This is a genomic window from Gilliamella sp. ESL0254 (genome assembly GCF_013344985.1).
GTDB lineage: Bacteria > Pseudomonadota > Gammaproteobacteria > Enterobacterales > Orbaceae > Gilliamella > Gilliamella bombicola.
Window position 1 is genome coordinate 1 of the sequence record NZ_JAAEDU010000001.1, and the last position, 23380, is coordinate 23380.

General features: G+C 36.9%; 22 protein-coding genes. 12 read left to right on the top strand and 10 right to left on the bottom strand.

Annotated elements, in window-relative coordinates:
- The 3 genes from GYX25_RS11105 to GYX25_RS00015 all read left to right on the top strand — a co-directional run.
- On the top strand, positions 1 to 323 hold a 323-nt coding region (locus GYX25_RS11105; protein WP_238785918.1), incomplete at its 5' end, for a hypothetical protein.
- A gap of 951 nt (positions 324 to 1274) precedes the next feature.
- Entirely contained in the window at positions 1275 to 1451 is a 177-nt protein-coding gene (locus GYX25_RS11330) for an IS3 family transposase (RefSeq protein WP_425337792.1), read from the top strand.
- A 75-nt stretch (positions 1452 to 1526) separates the two neighbouring features.
- Positions 1527 to 2210, top strand: a complete 684-nt coding sequence (locus tag GYX25_RS00015; RefSeq protein WP_091349104.1) for a GntR family transcriptional regulator — start codon at positions 1527 to 1529, stop codon at positions 2208 to 2210.
- Between the two features lie 83 nt (positions 2211 to 2293).
- Here GYX25_RS00015 and GYX25_RS00020 read toward each other — a convergent pair whose 3' ends face one another.
- The gene (locus GYX25_RS00020) at positions 2294 to 2890 is read right to left on the bottom strand and encodes a CHAP domain-containing protein (protein WP_091349107.1); all 597 of its coding nucleotides are present in this window, start codon (positions 2888 to 2890) and stop codon (positions 2294 to 2296) included.
- Between the two features lie 282 nt (positions 2891 to 3172).
- Between GYX25_RS00020 and yccX the strand changes: the two genes are divergently transcribed.
- The 5 genes from yccX (at position 3173) to GYX25_RS00045 (ending at position 6784) form a co-directional block, all read left to right on the top strand.
- Positions 3173 to 3451, top strand: coding sequence for an acylphosphatase (yccX, locus tag GYX25_RS00025; RefSeq protein ID WP_174786400.1), 279 nt, complete (start codon positions 3173 to 3175; stop codon positions 3449 to 3451).
- A gap of 81 nt (positions 3452 to 3532) precedes the next feature.
- Positions 3533 to 4096 carry an LPS export ABC transporter periplasmic protein LptC gene (gene lptC / locus GYX25_RS00030; protein ID WP_091349112.1) on the top strand — a complete coding sequence of 188 codons (564 nt, stop codon included), beginning with the start codon at positions 3533 to 3535 and terminating at the stop codon, positions 4094 to 4096.
- 3 nt (positions 4097 to 4099) lie between these two features.
- The gene (gene lptA / locus GYX25_RS00035) at positions 4100 to 4642 is read left to right on the top strand and encodes a lipopolysaccharide transport periplasmic protein LptA (protein WP_091349115.1); all 543 of its coding nucleotides are present in this window, start codon (positions 4100 to 4102) and stop codon (positions 4640 to 4642) included.
- 1 nt (position 4643) lies between these two features.
- On the top strand, positions 4644 to 5369 hold the full coding sequence (gene lptB / locus GYX25_RS00040) for an LPS export ABC transporter ATP-binding protein (RefSeq protein ID WP_091349119.1): 726 nt from the start codon (positions 4644 to 4646) through the stop codon (positions 5367 to 5369).
- Positions 5369 to 6784: an RNA polymerase factor sigma-54 gene (locus GYX25_RS00045; protein ID WP_091349175.1), complete on the top strand. Its 1416-nt coding sequence runs from the start codon at positions 5369 to 5371 to the stop codon at positions 6782 to 6784. The genes lptB and GYX25_RS00045 overlap by 1 nt, the downstream gene beginning before the upstream one ends.
- Before the next feature lie 30 nt (positions 6785 to 6814).
- On the opposite strand, the gene GYX25_RS00050 is transcribed toward GYX25_RS00045, so the two are convergent.
- From GYX25_RS00050 to leuA, 5 genes are all read right to left on the bottom strand, one after another.
- The gene (locus GYX25_RS00050; protein WP_174786401.1) at positions 6815 to 7579 is read right to left on the bottom strand and encodes a class I SAM-dependent methyltransferase; all 765 of its coding nucleotides are present in this window, start codon (positions 7577 to 7579) and stop codon (positions 6815 to 6817) included.
- Positions 7580 to 7625: 46 nt separating this feature from the next.
- Complete coding sequence (leuD, locus tag GYX25_RS00055; protein WP_085247307.1) at positions 7626 to 8228, bottom strand: 3-isopropylmalate dehydratase small subunit; 603 nt, start codon at positions 8226 to 8228, stop codon at positions 7626 to 7628.
- A gap of 11 nt (positions 8229 to 8239) precedes the next feature.
- Positions 8240 to 9640 carry a 3-isopropylmalate dehydratase large subunit gene (leuC, locus tag GYX25_RS00060; RefSeq protein ID WP_174786402.1) on the bottom strand — a complete coding sequence of 467 codons (1401 nt, stop codon included), beginning with the start codon at positions 9638 to 9640 and terminating at the stop codon, positions 8240 to 8242.
- An 86-nt stretch (positions 9641 to 9726) separates the two neighbouring features.
- Entirely contained in the window at positions 9727 to 10806 is a 1080-nt protein-coding gene (leuB, locus tag GYX25_RS00065) for a 3-isopropylmalate dehydrogenase (protein WP_091349129.1), read from the bottom strand.
- A gap of 68 nt (positions 10807 to 10874) precedes the next feature.
- A complete protein-coding gene (gene leuA / locus GYX25_RS00070; protein ID WP_091349132.1) occupies positions 10875 to 12422 on the bottom strand; it encodes a 2-isopropylmalate synthase in 1548 nt (515 codons plus the stop codon).
- A gap of 438 nt (positions 12423 to 12860) precedes the next feature.
- Between leuA and nfsB the strand changes: the two genes are divergently transcribed.
- Positions 12861 to 13505 (top strand): oxygen-insensitive NAD(P)H nitroreductase, encoded by a 645-nt coding sequence (nfsB, locus tag GYX25_RS00075; RefSeq protein WP_091349136.1) that lies wholly within the window; start codon positions 12861 to 12863, stop codon positions 13503 to 13505.
- Between the two features lie 65 nt (positions 13506 to 13570).
- On the opposite strand, the gene GYX25_RS00080 is transcribed toward nfsB, so the two are convergent.
- On the bottom strand, positions 13571 to 14425 hold the full coding sequence (locus GYX25_RS00080) for a YcxB family protein (RefSeq protein WP_174786403.1): 855 nt from the start codon (positions 14423 to 14425) through the stop codon (positions 13571 to 13573).
- A gap of 218 nt (positions 14426 to 14643) precedes the next feature.
- On the opposite strand from GYX25_RS00080, the gene ettA reads away from it, so the two are divergent.
- A complete protein-coding gene (ettA, locus tag GYX25_RS00085; RefSeq protein ID WP_091349143.1) occupies positions 14644 to 16311 on the top strand; it encodes an energy-dependent translational throttle protein EttA in 1668 nt (555 codons plus the stop codon).
- A gap of 93 nt (positions 16312 to 16404) precedes the next feature.
- Here the strand turns inward: ettA and GYX25_RS00090 are convergent, their stop codons facing one another.
- From GYX25_RS00090 to GYX25_RS00100, 3 genes are read right to left on the bottom strand one after another with little or no spacing between them, the layout of a single operon-like run.
- Complete coding sequence (locus GYX25_RS00090; RefSeq protein ID WP_174786404.1) at positions 16405 to 18033, bottom strand: DUF2813 domain-containing protein; 1629 nt, start codon at positions 18031 to 18033, stop codon at positions 16405 to 16407.
- A gap of 16 nt (positions 18034 to 18049) precedes the next feature.
- Positions 18050 to 18853: a lipopolysaccharide core heptose(I) kinase RfaP gene (gene rfaP, locus GYX25_RS00095; RefSeq protein ID WP_174786405.1), complete on the bottom strand. Its 804-nt coding sequence runs from the start codon at positions 18851 to 18853 to the stop codon at positions 18050 to 18052.
- A complete protein-coding gene (locus GYX25_RS00100) occupies positions 18846 to 19970 on the bottom strand; it encodes a glycosyltransferase family 4 protein (protein WP_174786406.1) in 1125 nt (374 codons plus the stop codon). The genes rfaP and GYX25_RS00100 overlap by 8 nt, the downstream gene beginning before the upstream one ends.
- A 216-nt stretch (positions 19971 to 20186) precedes the next feature.
- Here GYX25_RS00100 and GYX25_RS00105 point away from each other — a divergent pair, with 216 nt between their 5' ends.
- A complete protein-coding gene (locus GYX25_RS00105) occupies positions 20187 to 21113 on the top strand; it encodes a TIGR01212 family radical SAM protein (protein ID WP_174786407.1) in 927 nt (308 codons plus the stop codon).
- A 327-nt stretch (positions 21114 to 21440) separates the two neighbouring features.
- Complete coding sequence (locus GYX25_RS00110; RefSeq protein WP_174786408.1) at positions 21441 to 23078, top strand: hypothetical protein; 1638 nt, start codon at positions 21441 to 21443, stop codon at positions 23076 to 23078.
- Positions 23079 to 23380: the final 302 nt, after the last annotated feature.

A 23380-nucleotide genomic window follows, 5' to 3' on the forward strand; every position in this document is an offset into this window, starting at 1 on the left:
TGATTATATTGATATACATTGCGTATTACTTTTTCTCTATTTTGCCTATTATTATTACCTATCGCTTTAGAAAATATACAATAAGTGATTATCAATATAATAAAAAGTTGAAATGGCAAAGGCGCATCATGTTGGTTTTTAATTATGTTGCTGCAGCTGTTCAAATTATAATTGCATGTGAACTCGAACGTATCGTTCGTTCTAATCAAGATTATGGTCCTCTTTTATTATCAGCATGTATATTTTTAATTATTTATAATTTTTTTACAATATCCTGGTTAGAAAGCCCAAAAGAGTATTTAAAAAAGAAAAAATGGAAATAATAATGAATTTAGTGAAGTTAGCTTTCCACCATTAACAACTAGAGAAATAACACAGATGATTATATTGATATACATTGCGTATTACTTTTTCTCTATTTTGCCTATTATTATTACCTATCGCTTTAGAAAATATACAATAAGTGATTATCAATATAATAAAAAGTTGAAATGGCAAAGGCGCATTATGTTGGTTTTCAATTATATTGCTCTGGGTATCCAAATTATAATTGTAAGTGAACTTAAAATTATAGTACGTTCTAATCAAGATTATGGTCCTCTTTTATTATCAGCATTTATATTTCTAATTGTTTATAGTCTTTTTCCAATATCCTGGTTAGAAAGCCCAAAAGAGTATTTAAAAAAGAAAAAATGGAAATAATAATGAATTTAGTGAAGTTAGCTTTCCACCATTAACAACTGTCGCATTACCTTCCAAACAAATTGTAGAAATTCCTCGCGTTGTTTACAGTAATTTGAGAAACGACTGTAATGAATATACATAAAAAACAAAATTAACGCCTTATCACAGACAAGAGATATGGCGCTTATATCATAAAGAAAAAATAACGGTCACCAATTTGGCTAAACGCTATAACAAAACCTATCCGGGTGAAATGCTACACGTTGATACTAAAGGGTTATCTTTACTTAAAAATGAAACAAAACAGCAAACTAGAGAATATTTACCCATTAATATCTATTTTATTTTTATTGTTTTTATACATAAACGTAGTGCAATCCTGAAACTTTTTAACAAAAATTCTACTGTCTTTGTTTGTTAGATAAATGTTTGTTTAGATAAACTGCGTGATAACCAGCGTATCAATCAAAAATCGACAAAAATCACCTGCAACGACAATTTGATGTAGGTGATAAAGAACAAATTGTTGTTGCGGATTTAACCTAATGACAAAGGGTAGCGGAAGCGACATTTAAAACAATTAAGACGAAATTTGTAAAAAAAGCCAACGTTTTAACTCAATGGCTGAGTTAAAACTCGCTTTTTCGGCTTATTCCTATTGGTATAATCATAAACGATTACATTTTTTGTTAGGATATTTGCCTCCTGTTAAATTTAAAAAACACTTATCCCTTAATTTTTTGTTTGAAAATGTGTTGCCATTCTAATCAAAAAAACTTTTCTTATACCTAAAAATATCCTACTATTCTTCCTTATTTTGTTCCTTACCATAAGAATGATATATGTTTAAATCTGCTGTCTTAAATATTTCAGAACCCGTTAATCAACAAATTTACCGTAAATTAAGAAAAGCGATTATTACTTGTCAAGTATTGCCTGGTGTTTTACTGTCAGAAAAAGAGATTTCTAGTCAATTTAGTGTTTCAAGGCAACCGGTTAGAGAAGCGTTCATTAAATTAGCCGAAGCGGGACTAGTGCAAATTCTTCCTCAACGAGGAACATTTGTCACAAAAATATCGATTAAAAAAGTGATGGATGGGCAATTTATTCGCGATGCAGTTGAATGTGCAATTATAAAACAAGCTGCGATAAAAATTAAAGATTCTGATATTTTACTATTACAAAAAAATCTTAATGAACAAAAAGAAGCGAATAAACAAAAGAATATTCATTATTTTCTTGAAAAAGATGATGAATTTCATCAAATTTTAATGAATGTGATAGACTGCCAAATGGCTTGGGAAAGTGTCGAGAACATTAAAGCAATGATGGATAGAGTCAGATTTCTTTCATTAGAACAGATTTCTCCGCCAGAGGATCTTGTTAAACAACACGAAAAAATTCTGATAGCTTTAAAAAATCATGATCCTGAGCTTGCTGCTATAGCTCAACATGAACATTTATCGGCTATTTTAGAGACAATAAAAATAGTGTCTAAGCAGAAAAATGAATGGTTTGTTGATTAGTATTTATTAAAGCTATGGATTGTTCTTTTTGTTGTAAATAAATATGTCGTTTATCTTTTTTATAACTTGATTTATTCGAACGATTATTTATTTTTACGCAAATAACCTAAAGCGCCAGCAATCTTTATTGTCCATATTCCATTTTTAAACATTAAAGGAAACGTTGCTCGACTGCTTGCATTAGGTCCTGGGTTTTGTTGCACTATTTCGATTTCGGTATCAGTTACTTTACTGATAATAGCTACATGCCCATAGCTAGACCAATTAAGGACAACAATATCATCCACCTGCGGTTTAGTAGGTGAGCCATTGTGGAATTGTAATAAATTGCGTTGTCGATTAATTTTGCCATCAGCAACTAATGGATCAAAGAAATCTTTTGCATGCCCATAGCTATTAGGCATTTTGTGATTAAAGCGTTGATAATAATAGCGTTTAATAAATTCAACACATTGATATTTCAAACCTAAGTTATAGCCGTCTTTAGCAATATTTCTTCCACTTACATTATTGATGCTACCGTTATAATAGACTTTCACACCATTAAATTCGTCAACGACTTTACCAATTTGGGGGTTATTAATTTCAACATTGGCAAAAGCACACGAATAAAGTATATAGTAGCTTAATATTGATAATAGCAAAAATAAGAACAGACTTTTTTTATAGTTTAATAGCATTTTTTATTTCCATTGTTTTTATAATCTATTATTAATTCTAATTGTTATTTTATTAAAAAAACAAAATAAAAAAAATCTAAATAATAACAACTTAATAGTAATATTATTACGTTATTTTATATTAAACGTACTAGTGTAGTAATTATGAGTACAATAACATCTATTTTTGTATAAGTTAGTGACTTATGATCATGAATGATTATTTTCTGCTGACAATTTGTATAATCCTATTCATCATTACGATAACTATGTTTGAGTTAATAATAGCGGAGGGATTGTAGGATGATTAAGAAAGTTAAAATAAATGTGAAAGGACGAGTGCAAGGTGTTGGATTTCGTTTTTTTACATATCAGCAAGCGCAACAGCTTGGTTTGGTTGGATATGTCCGGAACTTAGATAACGGCGAGGTTGAAATTATTGCTCAAGGTAATAGTTTACAAATAGCAAAATTAACACAATGGATTGAAAATGGCGGACCTGCTTCGTCACGTATTTCGCATGTAAAAATTTATGAATTATTGCCACAAAACGATTTAACTTCTTTTAATGTTCGATATTAATTTAACGAAAAATAAAGTAAAATATATAAAATTTTGAACATTCGAAATAATAATTTCTTATTAACGTGATTAACGTATGTTATGAATAAAAAAAATCTGATCTGCCTTTTACTTCTTATTGCTGTTATCGGTGTTTATTACAATTATCAAAAAGGAGATGGGGTTGCAAGCCAATCTACCCAAGATATATCAGATAAACCGATTTATCAAAGTGATGAGATGTTGACAGATATTTACGACTTATCAGGTGAACTTGTGTATAAAATTGAGTCGAGTCATGTTAGGCATTATGATGATTCAGATAATACTGAATTTGATTTGCCTAATTTCACCATTTATGATCAACAGAATGTAGCTACATGGCATATTAAAGCAAAGAAAGCGACGTTAACGAGTAATAAATTTTTGTACCTTTATCATGATGTACAGTTAGATAATTTGACTCAAGAAGCTCAATTAAAACAAGTAAAAACAGATAATGCAGTAGTAGATTTAACTTCACAGTTAGTTACATCAAAAGATCCAGTCATCATTAATGGGGTGGGGTTTTATTCAACCGGTATTGGTTTAGCAGGGGATTTGCGTGCCAAAACGGCTAACATACTTGAAAATGTAAAAACATATTATAACACTGAGGCAAAATAAAACATGAGTTCGCTAAAAAAAATTGTTTGTTCATTCATTTTATTACTACCTATCTCTTTAAGTAGTTTTGCAAATGAGCCGACTACGCAATCAGAAAGTCCAAAGATATTTGCCGATAATAAACCCATTGCAATTGATGCTGATAATCAACAAATTGATATTGAAAATAATACTATTACATTTATTGGCAATGTGGTCATTGTTCAAGAAGGATTAACCATAAAAGCGGATAAAGTGGTTATCACTGAAATGCAAGATACAGAAAAACAAAAAATTACAGCTTATGGTAATCCAGTGAATTACAAACAAATTTTACCAAAAAACAATAAGGTTGTCACAGGACACTCTTCACAAGTGATTTACAATGTCAAACAAAATAATATTGTTTTACAAGGTAATGCAGAATTATTTCAGCAAGATAATCATATTATTAGTGATCAGATTACTTACGACGTCAAAAAACAGCAAATATTTGCACAGCCGGGTAAAAATGGGCGAGTAAAAAGCACTATCATCCCAAACCAAGTTAAAGAGATGAGCAAATAAAATGTCAATTTTAAAAGCGGAAAATCTAGCTAAAGTATACAAAAAACGACGTGTTGTTGAAGATGTCAGTTTAACCGTTAATTCAGGCGAAATCGTTGGATTATTGGGGCCTAATGGTGCAGGTAAAACCACCACTTTTTATATGGTGGTTGGTATTGTGACCTTAAATGCGGGTAAAATTTATCTTGATGATCATGATATTAGCATTTTACCTTTACACGAGCGAGCACAAAAAGGCATCGGCTACTTACCGCAAGAGGCTTCTATTTTCAGAAAATTGTCTGTAATTGATAACATTATGGCAATTTTAGAAACGCGCAAAGATATTGATAAAAATGAAAAAATTGACCGTGCCGAAGAATTACTTGAAGAGTTCCATATTACGCATATTCGTGACAGTATAGGGCAATCTTTATCAGGTGGTGAAAGACGACGAGTTGAAATTGCTCGCGCATTAGCGGCTAATCCTAAATTTATTTTGCTTGATGAGCCTTTTGCTGGTGTCGATCCGATTTCGGTTATTGATATCAAAGGTATCATTAAACATCTACGTGATCGGGGCTTAGGTGTATTAATAACAGATCATAATGTGCGTGAAACGTTAGATGTTTGTGAGCGTGCTTATATTGTTAATAAAGGTCATTTAATTGCTGAAGGTTCGCCTAATGATATTTTAAGTAACGAATATGTAAAACGCGTTTACTTAGGAAACGAGTTCAGGCTATGATAAAACCTAGTTTACAACTGAAAGTATCTCAACAATTATCTATGACGCCACAATTACAATTGGCGATTCGATTACTACAGTTGTCAACTTTAGAGCTCCAACAAGAGATTCAAACTGCTTTAGAAAATAATCCATTGCTTGAAGTTGCTGATCAATATGACGAAATTAACGTTGACCAAAGCGATGAAATTGAACATATTGATACGCGTGAAGCTTTAGATAGCCGAGAGATCCCCGACGATATTCCATTAGATGCATCGTTAGATGATATCTATACCGCAGGAACCCCATCAGGAACGAATTCAGATTACCGTCATGATGAGTTACCGATTTACCAAGGTGAAACTCACGAAACACTACATGATTATTTAGAATGGCAGCTTGAACTCACTCCATTTAGTGATACTGATAGGGCAATAGCCATTTCGATTATTGAAGCTATTGATGATCGGGGCTATTTAACGGTTACCACAGAAGAAATACTCGAAGGGCTGGGTAATGATGAAATTGAACTGAACGAAGTTGAAACTGTTTTAAAGCGTATTTGGCATTTTGATCCAATAGGCGTTGGTGCCAGATCGTTACAAGAGTGTTTGTCTATCCAAATTCAATATTTAACCTATCCACTACTAGTTAAACCAATTATTGACAACTACTTAGATTTATTAGCGAATCGAGATTATAGAACATTAAAAAAAGTATTAAATGCTAGCGATGAGCAGTTAAAAGAAGCCGTCAATTTTATTCAACATCTACAGCCATACCCAGGTGATTCAATCAATACTACATCGCCAGATTATGTGATCCCTGATGTTTTAGTAAAAAAAGTGAATGGAAACTGGATGGTCGATTTGAATAATGACACTATGCCACGCTTACGCATTAATCAGCAATATGCTGCAATGGAAAAGATAGCAAATGAAAGTGATAGCCAGTATATCCGATCACATATGCAAAATGCGAATTGGTTTATTAAAAGTATTGAAAATCGTAATGAAACATTACTTAAAGTAAGTCAATTTATTGTTGAACATCAGCAAGCATTTTTTGAACACGGCACTGAATACATGAAACCAATGATTTTGTCTGATGTTGCAATGGCAATAGACATGCACGAATCAACGATTTCACGTGTGACAACACAGAAATATTTACAATGCCCTACAGGAATATTTGAGTTAAAATTCTTTTTTTCTAGCCATGTAAACACGGAATCAGGTGGTGAAGCCTCATCGACGGCTATTCGTGCTTTAATTAAAAAATATATATTAGCAGAAGATAGTAAAAAACCGTTAAGTGATAGTAAATTGGCCGCAATGCTTGAAGAGCAAGGTATAATTATTGCTCGTCGAACCGTAGCAAAGTACCGTGAAGCCTTATCAATTCCTTCATCAAGCCAACGTAAACAGCTTTAAATTTAAAGCTGTTTACGGCAACGGATTATTTTAAATGACTTTTTCAGTTTCAATAATCATCATATCCGTAGTAAAAGAACCATCAGCTTGAAGTTCAAAATAACTTTTTGTATCGTCAGCTGCCGTTTCTTGGTAAATTCGTATTGCCTCAATTAACGGTTCAGGGGTACGCATTCGTTTAACCCATGTATCAAAAGAGAGAGTTAAACGATGGCGGGCTATATTGTTAATGACGAAACCTGCTTCAGTTAAAAAGGTTAACCACTCACCGGGGGTATAGTCGCGAACGTGTGATGTATCACGCAAAGCTTCAACAGTTTGTAGCCAAATATCTAGTACAGGATGACCAGGTGAAACAACATCCATAATAATTAATTTACCACCAGCTTTGGTTATGCGATGAAGCTGTCGAATACTTTTGCCCACATCATGCCAGTGATGTGCTGAGTAACGGCTGACAACAATATCAAATTGATTATCAGCAAAAGGTGGATATTCAGCATAACCTTGCTTAACGGTTATATTTTGTAAACCGCGCTCTTTCGCTGTTTGCGCTACAACCGATAACATTTCATTTGAAAGATCATAGGCTGTAACATGTTTAACATATTTTGCTGCAATAAAACTGACATGACCTGCGCCACATCCCATATCAAGTAGACTTGCTTCGGAATGAGGTATAAGTAGGTTAGATAAATATTCAAGATCAGGCCCTTGAGCATGTACTTTACTGGTTAAATAAGCATTGGCTTGTTCGCCAAACTGCTGTTTAACATTGTCATGATGTGTTGCCATTGTTAATTCTCATTATTGGGCGCAAATAAGCGCCCAAAAGTTAAAGTTAAGCTAAAAATGAAGGGATTTTTTGTTCAAAGTCGCTAATTGCTTCTTCATGTTGTAAGGTCAAGCCAATATTATCTAACCCATTTAACAAGCAATGACGTTTAAAAGCATCGATTTTAAATGTATATTGCTTGTCGCCAGCAATAACAACTTCATTGACTAAATCAATGGTAAACTCAATGCCTTCATTGGCTTCAACAATTTTAAATAGCTCATCGACATCTTCTTCGGATAAATTAACCAATAATAACTGATTGTTAAATGAGTTATTGTAAAAGATATCGGCAAAGCTTGAACCAATAATAGTCTTAAAGCCATAATCAGCTAATGCCCAAGGGGCATGTTCACGAGAAGAACCGCATCCAAAATTTTCACGTGCTAATAAAATGCTGGCACCTTTATAGCGGGGTTTATTCAAGACAAATTCAGGATTAGGCTGCTCGCCAGCATCATCTAAAAAGCGCCATTCATGAAAGGCATGTTTACCAAATCCAGTACGTGTTACTTTCTGTAAAAACTGTTTTGGAATGATTGCATCTGTATCAACATTAGCCGCATCCAAAGGAACAACTAATCCGGTATGTTTTGTAAATTTAGCCATGACAAGTCTCCTTAAAACGGTTTGCGAATATCAGTAAAATGACCAGTAATAGCCGCTGCAGCAGCCATAGCAGGGCTGACTAAATGGGTTCTGGCATCCCGCCCTTGGCGGCCTTCAAAATTACGATTACTGGTTGATGCGCAGCGATCCCCAGGTGCTAATTTATCGTCATTCATTGCAAGGCACATTGAACAGCCCGGTAACCGCCATTCAAAACCAGCGTCGAGAAAAATTTTATCTAATCCTTCGGCTTCGGCTTGTTCTTTAACAGGACCTGAGCCAGGCACGACTAATGCTTGTACACCTTCTGCCACTTTACGACCCTTAGCAATTTGCGCTGCTGCGCGTAAATCTTCAATTCGCGAATTTGTACATGAGCCAATAAATACTTTATTGATTTTAATATCTGTCATTTTGGTGCCAGCGGTTAATCCCATATAAGTTAATGCGCGTTCAGCGGAATGCTTCTCGATAGGATCTGTAAAACCATCAGGATTGGGTACTGTTGCATCAATGGATGTGACTTGACCCGGATTTGTTCCCCAAGTGACTTGAGGTGCAATATCTTTACCTTCAAGTGTGACTACGGTATCAAACTGCGCACCGTCATCGGTTTTTAGGGTTTTCCAATAGGCAACAGCTTTTTCAAAATCTTCACCCTTTGGCGAAAATTGACGACCTTTTAAGTACTCAAAAGTCACTTCATCTGGCGCAATAATACCAGCTTTAGCCCCCATCTCGATTGCCATATTGCATAATGTCATACGTCCTTCCATTGATAATGACTTAATGGCATCACCACAAAATTCAACCACATGCCCAGTACCACCAGCACTGGTGGTTTTACCAATAATCGCTAATATAATATCTTTGGCAGTGATTCCTTCAGCTACTTGACCTTTGACCTCGATTTTCATGGTTTTAGCTCGACCTTGTTTTAAGGTTTGAGTGGCTAGCACATGCTCAACTTCAGATGTGCCAATCCCAAATGCGAGTGCGCCAAATGCGCCATGAGTTGCGGTATGTGAATCACCACACACAATAGTCATACCGGGTAAAGTCATACCTTGTTCAGGACCGACCACATGGACAATACCACGTAATGGGCTTTGTAAATCATATAACGAAACACCAAACTCCTTGGCGTTTTTTGCCAGTTCAGTTAATTGAATGCGAGCCATTTCGCTGCAAGCATTTAAATCATTACTTTTGGTTGAAGTATTATGATCCATGGTCGCAAAAGTTTTATGAGGCTGACGCACTTTACGATTCATTGCTCGCAAACCATCAAATGCTTGTGGAGAGGTGACTTCATGCACTAAATGACGATCAATATATAAAATAGGTGTTTCGTTTGGTGCTTCATAAACGACATGTGCATCATATAATTTTTGATACAGTGTTTTTGACATTGCATATTCCTTATTATTTTTACAACAAGTACTAACGAATTAGTTTATCGCATTATTTTATTTACGGTTGTAATCAAACCATGCGGTTAAATCAACTTACAAATAATATCACCCATTTCATCGGTCGATACAGGCTGTTCTTTTTGGGCTAGATCAATAGTACGATAGCCTTGCTCTAATGCTTTATTTACGGCTGTTTCAATAGCTGAGGCAATATCATCTCTTTTTAAGCTATAACGGACTAGCAATGCTAAAGATAGAATTTGTGCTGCTGGATTGGCAATGTTTTTACCAGCAATATCTGGCGCACTACCACCTGCAGGTTCGTATAATCCAAAACCTTGTTCGTTAAGGCTGGCAGAAGGTAACATACCCATAGAGCCCGTTATCATAGCGCATTCATCAGACAAGATATCACCAAATAAATTTGAACATAAAATTACGTCAAACTGTGAAGGATCTTTAACTAATTGCATAGTAGCATTATCGATATACATATGTTCAAGAGCAACATCTGGATAGTTTTTAGCAACTTCACTCACCACTTCACGCCATAAAATTGAGGTTTGTAATACATTAGCTTTATCAATTGATGTCACTTTCTTACGGCGTAAACGCGCGGCTTCAAAGCCCATTTTGGCGATGCGTTCGATTTCAAAACGGTGATACACTTCAGTATCAAAAGCCTTTTCTTGCGCACCACTTCCTTCTCGTCCTTTTGGTAGACCAAAATAGATACCGCCAGTTAATTCGCGCATACATAAAATATCAAAACCACGCTCGGCAATATCGGCGCGTAGTGGGCAAAGATCTTCTAATCCTTGATATAAGCGAGCAGGGCGCATATTAGCAAATAATTTGAAATGTTTGCGTAGTGGCAATAACGCACCGCGTTCAGGTTGTTGGTCGGGTGGTAAGTTAGTCCATTTTGGTCCGCCCACTGAACCAAATAAAATGGCATCCGCTTTTTCACAACCCTCAAGGGTTTCATTAGGTAATGGACAACCGTGAATATCAATTGCTGCACCACCGACATCATATTCGCTAGTAGTAATAGAAAGTTGATATTTTTGGCGGATAACATCCAATACTTTATAGGCTTGTTTCATCACTTCAGGGCCAATGCCATCGCCGGGCAGTACTGCAATATGGTAGTTTTGTGACATTTTTTATTCCTTTATAATCTCATTTAATCTTCTTATTTTGCTGTTAAACGAGCAAAACAAATAATTTTTTAATCTTGGTGTAATTTTTGTTTTTCTTGGGCAACTTGATTTGCTCTATACACATTATTTAATACATTAATTAAAGCTAACGCCGATGAGTGAACAATATCGGTTGCAAGCCCAACACCATGGAACTTACGCCCCTTATATTCGGCAACAATATCCACTTGCCCTAACGCGTTTTCACCTTGTCCTTTAGAAGCTAATTGGTATTTGACAATCGAAATCGGTTCGCCAGTAATCCGATTTATGGCTTGGTAAACCGCATCGACCGGACCATTACCTGTTGCTGCATCGGAATACTTTTTATCGCCAATTAATAAACTGACTGAAGCAGTTGAAACCACTGTTGAACCCGACTGAACATTAAAATAATCCAAAACATAATGCTCTTTTTCGTCTTTCAATTGGTTGATGAAGATTAATGCTTCTAAATCATAATCAAACACTTGGCCTTTTTTATCAGCTAGTTCTAAAAACGCCTCATAGACTTGATCTAAGTTATAATCTTTATCGTGATACCCTAGCTCTTCTAAACGATGTTTTACCGCGGCGCGTCCAGAGCGAGAGGTTAAATTTAATTGAATTTGATTTAAGCCGATTGATTCAGGGGTCATAATCTCGTAAGTTTCACGATTTTTTAAAACCCCATCTTGATGAATTCCTGACGAGTGAGCAAAAGCATTACTACCAATAATTGCTTTATTGCCCGGAATTGGCATGTTAGTAATTTGGCTGACAATTTGGCTGGTACGATAAATCTCTTGATGATTGATATTGGTATGAACATTTAAAATATTTTGGCGAACTTTGATTGCCATAATCACTTCTTCAAGAGCGGTATTACCTGCACGTTCGCCTAAACCATTCATCGCCCCTTCAATTTGCCGAGCGCCTTCTTGAACCGCGCTAATCGAGTTAGCCACCGACATGCCCAAGTCATCATGGCAATGCACAGAGATAACCGCTTGATCAATGTTCGGGACACGTTCAAATAAGGTATGAATAATGCCACCAAATTGATAAGGGACAGTATAACCGACAGTATCCGGAATATTGATCGTTCTTGCCCCGGCTTTAATTGCTGCTTCAACGATCCGACATAAGTTATCAATTGGGGTACGACCTGCATCTTCACAAGAAAACTCCACATCATTAGTATAATTACGTGCACGTTTGATACAGTGCACAGCCCGTTCAATGACATCATCAAATGTCATTTTTAATTTATCTTTAACATGTAAGGTTGATGTTGCCATAAAAGTATGAATTCGAAATTGATCGGCAACTTTTAATGCCTCGGCTGCAACATCAATATCTTTATCAACACAACGAGATAAGGCACAAACACGGCTATCTTTAATTGTTTTTGCAATCGTTTGTACCGATTCAAAATCACCGGGTGATGATACAGGAAAGCCAACTTCCATCACATCGACTCGCATTCGCTCAAGTGCAAGCGCTATTTGTAACTTTTCTTTAACACTTAAACTTGCTTGCAATGCCTGTTCGCCATCACGTAACGTTGTATCAAAAATAATAACTTGATCACTCATTGTTTTTCCTTTTTATATATTTTAGCGCTATCACGGTATTTCAAGTTAAGAAAACAAAAAACCCGCACTTTAGCGCGGGTTCTTGTAATTTGTTGAGTCTTTATTTAACTACTTCTTTTACTCCACACACAAGCTATCCGCGCAAGTTGATGCGAGGAGGAGGCTGAGGTCGAGTGATAAATAGTTAACAAACATAAAAATCTCTATTTTGATTGTAATTAATACAGACTAAAACTGATGATATTTTTACCAAATGATATTAGTGGTGTCAATGATTATTTGCAGCCAATCTTAATATATTCTATTTTTATTAAAACAAAGTACCTAATACTAAATTAAGTATTGCTTCACTATTTGACAAATCTATTAAAATAATAAGTTGAGACATAATGAAACCGAATTATAATAATGAAAAGAATAACTCACGAGGGTATAACAATGAACATAGTTGATATTTCTCAAAAACGCTATACAACCAAACATTATGATCCAACCAAAAAAATTCCTGCCGACAAGATTGAACAATTATTAACTGTTTTAAGAAATAGCCCATCATCAGTTAACTCACAACCATGGCATTTTTATGTTATTGATAGTGATGCGTCAAAAAATAAAATTTTACCCGCTATACTTGAATTTAATCAACCAAGAGTGACTGGTGCTTCGCACACTATTGTCTTTTGTATTAAAACGCCAATAGATGAAGCCCATTTAGTCAACTTGCTTAATCAAGAAGAGAAAGACGGTCGATACCCTTCAGCCGATCTTAAACAAGCACAAGATCAAGGTCGTCGGCACTTTGTAAAGCTTAATAGCACAACCATTGAATCGCAACAATGTTGGGAAAGTAAACAAGCTTACCTCGCATTAGGGCAACTGCTTTTTGCAGCAGCGGCAATAGGTATTGATTCAACGGCTATTGAAGGATATGACGCCCAAAAAATGGACGAGATTTTAGAGCTCAAAAGCAAAGGGCTTAAAAGTGTTATTGTAGCCACATTAGGCTATCGAGCCGAAAATGACGGCAACGCTCATCGACCAAAATCACGCTTATCGAAAGAGCAACTTTTTACGTTTTTATAAACAAAAATAACGTTTCCAAATTATCCCACCTAGTAAAAGGTGGGATACCTTAAAATGGCTTTACATCATTTTTGATAATAATTTTGATATTGCTTGAGTTTATCTTCTAGTACTTGTTGTTGTTCTGGAGTAAAGTCTTCGTTAAAACAGAGATAACAAGCATATTTTTGAATATAGAACAAATAGCCTTTGTTGAATTTTTCAATTTTATAAAATTGAGAATATTTTATATTAAACGTTAATATTATATTCTTAGGTATGAATTCAATGCGATCTTCATAAAAAATACAACTCATATTTTGAAATGAATCATCTAATGTTTTAACACTATTTTTTGCGAATTCTTTTGTACTATTTTTAGAACAAATAACTGACAAAAATGAGAGTAAAAACAGCAAGCCAGATACAAGAAAGTTTTTTGAAAAAAATAAAACACTACCAAGAAAAAAGAAACACGCTACTATCATAAAAAATAAGGATGTTTTACGAAATACATAACGAGCCAAAGTATAAATTCGGTGATAGTCCAGTACGTAATTTTTAATTACTGCTATTTGTGTTTCTTGATTTTTAGAAAAGTAAGGCTCTAAATAACGTTTAACCATAATTAGATCATCAGGTTTAAACAGATCGTAGCTTACAAATTCAAAATGTGTTTTATTGATAAAAAAAACAAAACCGTTTTGTGCTTGATGTACCTGAAATAAATCTGAGTAATAAAAAGTACTGAATTCATTTTTATCTTTATTTTGTTTTACCCATTTTTCATTATCGAAAGTGATGGCAAAATTTCGCATATTATTGGCAATTGAGTTGTTTAATTTTTGCGTAAATTCTTCATCTAAAGAACCAAGATATGCATAATAAGAATCTTGTATATATTGATGATTGATATGATACTCAACGACTATTTCTTGCATAATAAATACAATCTAATTTAAGGTATTGTTGATTATATATGCACATGGGGTGAATTTGAACGGTTTTATATAAATCTACCGTTAACACCATTTAACCAAATTACTCACATTATTACAAATAACCCTAGACCCAATCTCCAGAATCGCTACAATATACGCCATTAGTCATATAGCAAATGCCTTTTGCTATTTTTAACCCAATAAACGGATGATGTTTTATGGCGCAATATGTTTATACCATGAATCGCGTTGGGAAGATTGTTCCTCCTAAACGCTATATTTTAAAAGATATTTCTTTAAGCTTCTTTCCGGGTGCCAAAATTGGTGTGCTTGGTTTAAATGGAGCGGGTAAATCCACTTTACTGCGAATTATGGCAGGGGTTGATACCGAAATTGAAGGTGAAGCACGCCCACAGCCAGGCATTAAAATTGGTTATTTACCACAAGAGCCGAAATTAGATCCTAAACAAACCGTACGCGAAGCTGTTGAACAAGCGGTTGGTGATGCTAAACAAGCATTGGCTCGATTAGATGAAGTATATGCCGCTTATGCTGATCCTGATGCCGATTTTGACAAATTAGCCAAAGAACAAGCTGAACTAGAAGCCATTATTCAAGCACAAGATGCGCATAATTTAGATAACCAATTAGAACGAGCTGCTGATGCACTGCGTTTACCTGATTGGGATGCGAAAATTGAAAACTTATCCGGTGGTGAACGCCGTCGTGTGGCTATTTGTCAGTTATTGCTGGAAAAACCTGATATGTTATTAATTGACGAACCAACCAACCACTTAGATGCCGAATCGGTTGCATGGTTAGAACGATTTTTACATGACTACGAAGGTACCGTTGTTGCGGTAACCCACGATCGCTACTTTTTAGATAACGTAGCTGGTTGGATTTTAGAACTTGACCGTGGTGAAGGCATTCCTTGGGAAGGGAACTACTCATCTTGGCTTGAACAAAAAGATCAGCGTTTAGCGCAAGAAGCTTCGACCGAATCAGCACGTCGTAAATCGATTGAAAAAGAACTTGAGTGGGTACGGCAAAATCCAAAAGGACGCCAAGCAAAAAGCAAAGCCCGTTTAGCCCGTTTTGAAGAACTCAACAGCAACGATTACCAAAAACGTAACGAAACTAATGAACTATTTATTCCGCCTGGGCAACGTTTGGGTGATAAAGTGATTGAGGTCAATAACCTAACTAAATCGTATGGCGATCGTGTGTTGATTGATAACCTCTCTTTTAGCATTCCTAAAGGGGCAATTGTTGGCATTATTGGTCCAAATGGGGCTGGTAAATCCACGCTATTTAGAATGCTATCGGGAAAAGAGCAACCCGATTCAGGTACCATTACTTTAGGTGAAACCGTGCAGTTAGCTTCGGTTGATCAGTTCCGCGATAACATGGATGATAAAAAAACCGTTTGGGATGAGATCTCAAATGGTCAAGATATTATGCGTATTGGTAATTTTGAAATTCCAAGCCGTGCTTATGTTGGTCGTTTTAACTTTAAAGGTGTTGATCAGCAAAAACGTGTAGGTGAACTTTCAGGCGGTGAACGTGGACGCGTGCATTTAGCCAAATTATTGCAAGTAGGCGGTAATGTTCTGTTACTTGACGAACCGACCAATGACTTAGATGTCGAAACGCTACGTGCACTGGAAAATGCATTATTAGAGTTTCCGGGCTGTGCCTTAGTGATTTCACATGACCGTTGGTTTTTAGATCGCATTGCCACCCATATTTTGGATTATCAAGATGAAGGCCATGTTGAATTTTTTGAAGGTAACTTTACCGAGTACGAAGAGTGGAAAAAACGCACACTAGGTGCTGAGGCATTAGAGCCAAAACGCGCTAAATATAAACGAATCACCAAATAGATTTAACCTACATTCCATTCCGCTGAAATGATGCCAGCGGAATGGTTTATCTTCTTGATATCAATCTTAAACTATTTTTTACACGGTAGTGACTTAAACTAGCGCCTTAGATACTTTAATAATTTTGGCAAAGGTATCAGTTAACAAACGCGGTATAGCGTTTATACCACGTGATTTTGCATCATCACAAATGGCAATAGCAAGATCAGGTTTTGAACTTTTATGAATCGCTTTTTGAATAATTTGATGTACAGGCAGATCAATATGCTGTGTTGTATTATAAGCGGCGAGTTTATAAACATGACTAAAACCATGTTTAAATAAAAAGTTTTCAATATCTCGGGCTGGTAAAACGGTTAAGTAATCATCGGGATTTTTATCGTCACCACATAGCGATTTTACGGTATCGGCATATTTCTTACCAGCCATATCTCCATCGGTTATCACATACCAATGAATGCCCATTTTATTAGCATATTTAATCAACGGTTTTAAACCACATTGCGCAAACTCAATTAACTGAACGCCTTCAGAACTTAAATGGTAACCGCTCTGTTCAGCCAATTCACGCAGTAGCCAAACTTCGGTTTCTCCTTCGACTAACAGCCAACAACGGGCAAATAGTGCACTGGCACGGCGGTAAAAAATATGGAACAAAATGCGCCGGCTATCATCAATCCCAAAAGATTGGGGCGTGATATATTTGGGCACAATTTTATCGGGTAGACGAATCAATCGGTACAGACACTCTAATGGAAATAACGAAACCAAATCACTTGAATTAGACGTAATGATTTTTTGTGTTGGCAGATGCTTCAACAATCGAAAGCCGACCGACAAAATAATCGGATGTAACTGACTTTCTGGCTCTTCTAAAATCAAAATAGGCACAGCGTGTTGTGAAAGCGTATTATGGCCTTTGGCATTAATGATCGACCCCAAAATCCCTAACAGTGCGGTTCGCAAATAGTCGTTATCAAGATCATCTAACACATTATTAATTCGCTCAAGCGAATTCCAATCTTCACTACGTGGTGAGCCTTTTTGGGCAACATGCTTATAATGGTAACGGTGCTCTTGATCGGCAAAATAATACTCTAAAAGCGCTCTAGCAGCTTGCAAACCGCGGTGTAACTCATCTTGTGTCAATTGTGTCGAATACGCTTTTAATTGCTCACAAAGTTGCAAAGTATAGTATTCTGATAAGGGCTGATTGGTAATGGGTAAATTCTGCAGACTAATCGAGCTTTTTAGTGCCATAACAGGGTTAAGCATAATTAAATGGGCAATTAACGCCTTGTGATCAGCAAAAGCGAAAGTTCTTTGTTGCAAATCTACCAAAGAGTGTTGGGTTATAATCTTATCGGCTTGTTTATTGGCGGTAATGAGGTAAGTGATTCGACGCAGTTTATCTTGATCAACAGTATAAGCAACGGGCAATAGTTGTTGATAGATGGGATTGTTAAGTTCATTAAAATAAGACTCACAATAGGTTATTTTAATCACAATTTTATTGCCATAGACATCGTATTTATCGTGATAAAAATCAGAATCCACAAATTGATAAAACTGATTATCAAGTGACAGCAATTGCAAAGCGCTAATCAAACTCGACCGACCCCAACGGTTTTCACCCATTAGCACGCTAGCGCTTGGATTTAAGGTTAAAGATAGCGATTTGATACCTTTAAATCCTGAAATATCCATTTGCTCAATAAACATGGTACCTCCTTATGCTTTAAAGATGATACTTTTCTGTCCTTTTACGAATTCGTTCAACTTTTTGATGCGTACTAGCAATTAACTTAGCTTCATTACGCAAAATCGTTTTTAAAGGTTGATTAAAATAGACTTTCAAAAATCGCCAAATATCGCGATTGGTTAGCCCAATATTCATGGCTGAAAAATAAAGCCCAATTAAATCCTTATCACGCCAACGCACAGGAACCGTTTTACGAACCTGAGCACGGTGTAAATCAATCACCGATAATTTTATTTGCTGATGATTTTCAAAAAGTGGGATATCAAGCAAAAAGTGACACAAATAACAATCACGATGATTAACCCCAGCGGCGTGCATTTGGGCGACCATTTTTGCCAAATAAATAACTAAACAACGCTTTATATGATAGCTAGGTGGGTTAGTTAACCATGATTTAGTAAAATCTTCTAAACTCACAGTCGGGTTAAGATCTCTTGTCACAATAAACGAATGACGAGTCAGTGGATTTAATCCCTTACGACCAAATGCGCGCCCATCCATCGTATTAACGCCAACTTGCTCCAAACGCTCAATCGCATCCCACTCTTGCTTAGCATCTAAAACAGGTAAACGTAGCGAAATAAGATTCTTCACAATCTCTTTTATTGTTGAACCGCGGTGAATTTTAATAAAATAAGATTCGCCATCGAGCTCAAAATTCAACGTCTTACGTTGCTTAACCGCGCGATAAACTTTACCCGAGATTAACTCAACTTCCGCAAACGGATCTTTATCTTTCCACAAAGCATCAAAAGGGGATTTTAACTTCAACTCATTCATAATGATCACAACCTAAAATAATATCTGCGGCACGCTGAGCTAAATGATATAAATCAGCCGTCTGGCCATAGTGTACCGCATTGTTATGCCATGTTAGTAATTGATCGTGATTGGTTATGGCATTTTGCACCGCGTGATTGAGATCTTCTTGTATAAAAGGCTCGGCAAGGATCCCCCCAGCGTTGGCATCGTGTATATGATAAGCATACCCTGAAATGCCCGATACAATAACCGGCACACCAGCGGCCAATCCTTCAACCAAAACCATACCGGCAGCTTCTTGCCTTGCAGGGTGTAATAGCAAATTTGCTGCAAATAAAAAGTCAGGGATATCATTACGTCCTGCAAAAAAACGAACTTGATGCCCAATGCCCAGTTTTGCAGCTAGTTTTTGATAAGCATCGGGTTTGTCTTGCCCTACCACTAAAAAAGTGACTTTTTGCTTTAATTCATCAGGTAAAGCGGCAATGGCAGTTAACGAACGATCCACCCCTTTACGTTTAAAATCCGATCCAATTTGCACAACCACAAAATGATCTTCATCAATTTGATTGGCTTGCCTAAATTGCTTACCTTTAGCCAGCGACTCATGATTGTATTGGCGATCTTGCGCAATACCGGGTGGCAATAGGTAAAAGCGTGACGGATCAGTATGGTAATAGTGCTCAAAATCACTAATCTGCTGTTTAGTTAACACCATAATCTTGGTTTGGCTATGTTGATTAAATACCGCATCTTCAAAAGCCAAATAATGCTTACAGCGTTTAGACAATTTATAAAAAAAGCCCTTATGCGATACTTTTTCAGCAAAGCAGGTATCCCCTGCAAAATAGACATCAAGACCGGGCATTTTATTAAAGCCAACCACACAATCAACCGGATTCGCTTGTAAGTGTGCCTTCACCCAATGGTAATAAGATTGGTTACGGCTATGGTTAGACCAACCTTTTTGGGGAACCAAAACTACATCAAAGCCTGTAGGCTTATCGCCTTGCCACGCCATTACATAAATCCGCACATGGTGACCACGAGCTTGACAAGCCTTAGCAATTTGCAAAAAATCGCGTTGCAAACCACCAAAAGGGAAATATTTATAAATACAAAACGCCAGTTGCATGCAGATTGCCTCAAGTTAGAAAGGGCTATTATATACTTGTTGATAAGCAAGGTGCAAAAATAGCGACAACGGTTACAATATGCACAAAAAGCGGTCAGTAAAGGTATTGATTTTATTTAAGTTTTTTTAATGAGCAAAAAGTGCAATCTAACAAATCTAGCTTGAAGTCAGCCCACTAACTCCGTAAAATACCCAAAACGCTTACTCTGGTCTATTATGCAACTTCATCTTGTAGTTAACACCTTTGGCTCTGATCTCCAACGTCGATACGGCGAAAAGATCTACAAACTCACCCTACACGGAGGGTTTAGCTGTCCTAATCGTGATGGCACTATCGGAATGGGGGGGTGTACTTTTTGTAATGTGGCATCGATCATTGATGAATCAATACAAGTTAAATCAATTGCCGATCAACTTGTATCGCAAGCTCATCAAATGAAAAAATCCAAACGCTATCTTGCATACTTTCAAGCCTACACCAGTACTTATGCTGAAGTTGCAATCCTAAAAAATATGTACGAACAGGCGTTAAATAGTGCCGATATTGTCGGACTTTGTGTGGGGACTCGTCCTGATTGCGTACCGAATGAAGCACTTGATTTACTGGCAGGTTATCAATCTCAAGGTTTTGAAGTATGGTTAGAACTGGGCTTACAAACGGCTCACGATAAAACTTTGCACGACATAAATCGTGGACATACTTTTAACGATTATCATCAAACCGTACAAAAAGCTCGTAATCTTGGTATAAAAGTGTGCACGCACTTAATTATTGGCTTACCCAAAGAAACCAAACAAGATAATTTAATCACGCTTGAACGGGTATTAAATAGTGGCGTTGACGGCTTAAAATTGCACCCTTTGCATATTGTTGATGGCAGTATTATGGCAAAAGCATGGCGAGCTGGTCGTATCAATATTTTATCATTGGATGAATATGTTGATATTGCAGGCGACATCATCAGACAAACCCCTGCAAACATCGTTTATCACCGCATATCCGCCAACGCTAGAAAGCCAACCTTGCTAGCGCCAGATTGGTGCGAAAACCACTGGCAATCAATGAATGCCGTTGATCATAATTTGCGTCAATATGGTGTTCAAGGCAGTGCCATTGGGGATGAGTATTGTTTTAAGGAGTAGCAGGAATGTTTTTGTGGAAAAAAACAATGCAATTACATCCAAAAAGTGGTCAGGAAAGATATTGATTTTATTAAAGTTTTTATTTGATGTTTTTTATTCAAAAAACATCACCAAAACCATTTCCCAAAGCCCGCCAACATAAGCTGACTCATCCTTTAACAAAACTTTACAAATTTTTAACAAAAAAGGTAGCGCATTATTGTTCAAGCGGTTATAATTTAATCGCCTTCAAAGCAAGGGAGTGCTCATCATTAGAGCAGTCAGTTATAAAAAATCGAAATAAAACAAAAATTTACTTGACAGGATGATCGAAATGCGTTACCATTTATGGCATCTGGCATCTGGCATCTGGCCTGCCAAACCTACGCCCTAAAACTTTTTAATTTTCACGGTAGTCGAAATCAGACTCAATTCTTATTTTCATCAGCGAGGTCATTTCGCGTATCGAAATCGGAGACGTTATCGGCAGGGTTATCGCCGAGGTCAAGGCGTTTACCTCTTCTATTTAAATTTTCAGGTTTACCAAGTTTACCAAGTTTACCAAGCTTATCAGGTTTACTCAGTTTACTTAGATTATTTAGATTCTCTAAATCGGCGTTGTTCTTCGCGTTGTTGTTCTTGTTGTCGTATTCACAGTGTTCTGCGGCATTAACGGCTTATACATCAAAATATATCGTGGGTAGTGCGCCATATTTAACATTCGACAATGGTCGAACAAAAGCCACATCAACGGATAAATTGTTGTCAATTCGGTTGCAGGATGGTCAGGTAATCACGCCATCTAGTAATACATCAAGTGCAACAAATCCAATCAGGTTGCCGTACGTTGGGAGTAATTTAAGTCATATAGAAATGATAGTCCCATCATCAACTAATTCAGTGAGTTTAAGTGATTTGGTCACAAGGTATAATTATTGGCGAGATGATGATGGGGATGAACCGGCTGTAAATGGTGTATCGGGGAGTATATCGGTATCGTTTACAGATAAAAATGGCAATACTGTTAGTCGTAACGATGCATTAGATAAATGTAAGGCTCCTTATAGGGTAAGATTAAGTAGTACAGGGGGATATTTACAGACCCAGTACGGTGTTCCTAATAGGACCAGTTTTAGTGGAGCTACGGTGGATTATTATATTAATCCGTATGGTGTTACAGGTCCTGTTGTTTGTTACTTTGTGAGTCACGCAAGGCCGAGTTTGTACTATGGTGGTACTAATGGTACTGGTCCTGATGGTTTCTCTGACGATTCCCATTACGCCGGCCCATCTAACATATGGTCTCCTGCAAAGGGGTTTTTAGCTCAGTCTAACGATTCTGCATCTTATGACCGAAATTTTCCTACAACGGGTGCTGATGGGTTGTATTTTTATTTGGATATAGATGGAGCTAATGCACGTCAGTTTACATGGTCTGTTGTCACGAATGGTGATATAACAGCTACAGTCAATAGTAGGGGTAAGGTAATATTAAGAGGTCCTAGGGCAAGTGGAACTCAAATAAACTCAAGTAGACCTAGTAGACTTACCGTACCCTCTTTGCCACAGAGATTTGAGTTAGTCGGTAGGGATAGTCGTGGTAATGAGGTGAGGTATGGATTTGTGTTAAAGCAGTGGTTCGTTAATCGGGGTAGTAAACTCGATACTCAGTCCAACCAATCCACTTGGTGTAGTAGTTTGGGGTATCGTCTTGCTAGTGTAAGTGATTTAACTAATGCAGTCAAAGCAGATCCTTCTATTTCTGGCGCCTTGCCTCATTCATCTGTTAATGATTACATGCGTTACATAGGTGCAGGATTTTTCACGGAGTGGGGCTATATGCCCGGCTACAGTGGTGCAGGCTTCGGCCGCTACCACTGGGTGAGCGACGTGTCTCGCACTAGCTTCTTCACTGTCTGCTCGTACCACGGCGACGTCAACAGTCCTACCGGCGGCACCTCTTCTGCTGTTTGTACCGCACCTTAGTTTTTAGCGTTTATTCCTTAATCCTTGGGCCGCGGGGGCGGTTATGGTGCCTGAGAGGACAATCTAACAAAGAATAACGCCCCCGCGTCAGTTGGGGCACTTCCCTTAGGGTTGCGCTGTTGCGGCGAAGCCACAATCGCGCCGCCCCCGCCGCCAACTCTGAAAGCGTGGCTGGCGATGGCTCAAGGGTAAAATAAATAAGAATAACCAAGCAGTTGGTGGTAATGATAAGTGTTTGCTGTGTACTTTAATATAGTGGTGTTAATGCAACTGATGGCATCTATTCAATGCTAGGCATAGTA

What these genes read in the sequence shown, in the direction of transcription:
- leuC (WP_174786402.1), bottom strand. Translation starts at nt 9,640, where the DNA reads ATGTCAAAAACACTGTATCAAAAATTATATGATGCACATGTCGTTTAT.
- yccX (WP_174786400.1), top strand. Translation starts at nt 3,173, where the DNA reads ATGATTAAGAAAGTTAAAATAAATGTGAAAGGACGAGTGCAAGGTGTT.
- leuD (WP_085247307.1), bottom strand. Translation starts at nt 8,228, where the DNA reads ATGGCTAAATTTACAAAACATACCGGATTAGTTGTTCCTTTGGATGCG.
- GYX25_RS00050 (WP_174786401.1), bottom strand. Translation starts at nt 7,579, where the DNA reads ATGGCAACACATCATGACAATGTTAAACAGCAGTTTGGCGAACAAGCC.
- lptA (WP_091349115.1), top strand. Translation starts at nt 4,100, where the DNA reads ATGAGTTCGCTAAAAAAAATTGTTTGTTCATTCATTTTATTACTACCT.
- GYX25_RS00090 (WP_174786404.1), bottom strand. Translation starts at nt 18,033, where the DNA reads ATGTTTATTGAGCAAATGGATATTTCAGGATTTAAAGGTATCAAATCG.
- ettA (WP_091349143.1), top strand. Translation starts at nt 14,644, where the DNA reads ATGGCGCAATATGTTTATACCATGAATCGCGTTGGGAAGATTGTTCCT.
- lptB (WP_091349119.1), top strand. Translation starts at nt 4,644, where the DNA reads ATGTCAATTTTAAAAGCGGAAAATCTAGCTAAAGTATACAAAAAACGA.
- lptC (WP_091349112.1), top strand. Translation starts at nt 3,533, where the DNA reads ATGAATAAAAAAAATCTGATCTGCCTTTTACTTCTTATTGCTGTTATC.
- GYX25_RS00100 (WP_174786406.1), bottom strand. Translation starts at nt 19,970, where the DNA reads ATGCAACTGGCGTTTTGTATTTATAAATATTTCCCTTTTGGTGGTTTG.
- GYX25_RS00015 (WP_091349104.1), top strand. Translation starts at nt 1,527, where the DNA reads ATGTTTAAATCTGCTGTCTTAAATATTTCAGAACCCGTTAATCAACAA.
- GYX25_RS00110 (WP_174786408.1), top strand. Translation starts at nt 21,441, where the DNA reads ATGGCATCTGGCATCTGGCATCTGGCCTGCCAAACCTACGCCCTAAAA.
- leuA (WP_091349132.1), bottom strand. Translation starts at nt 12,422, where the DNA reads ATGAGTGATCAAGTTATTATTTTTGATACAACGTTACGTGATGGCGAA.
- GYX25_RS00080 (WP_174786403.1), bottom strand. Translation starts at nt 14,425, where the DNA reads ATGCAAGAAATAGTCGTTGAGTATCATATCAATCATCAATATATACAA.
- GYX25_RS00020 (WP_091349107.1), bottom strand. Translation starts at nt 2,890, where the DNA reads ATGCTATTAAACTATAAAAAAAGTCTGTTCTTATTTTTGCTATTATCA.
- leuB (WP_091349129.1), bottom strand. Translation starts at nt 10,806, where the DNA reads ATGTCACAAAACTACCATATTGCAGTACTGCCCGGCGATGGCATTGGC.
- nfsB (WP_091349136.1), top strand. Translation starts at nt 12,861, where the DNA reads ATGAACATAGTTGATATTTCTCAAAAACGCTATACAACCAAACATTAT.
- GYX25_RS00105 (WP_174786407.1), top strand. Translation starts at nt 20,187, where the DNA reads ATGCAACTTCATCTTGTAGTTAACACCTTTGGCTCTGATCTCCAACGT.
- rfaP (WP_174786405.1), bottom strand. Translation starts at nt 18,853, where the DNA reads ATGAATGAGTTGAAGTTAAAATCCCCTTTTGATGCTTTGTGGAAAGAT.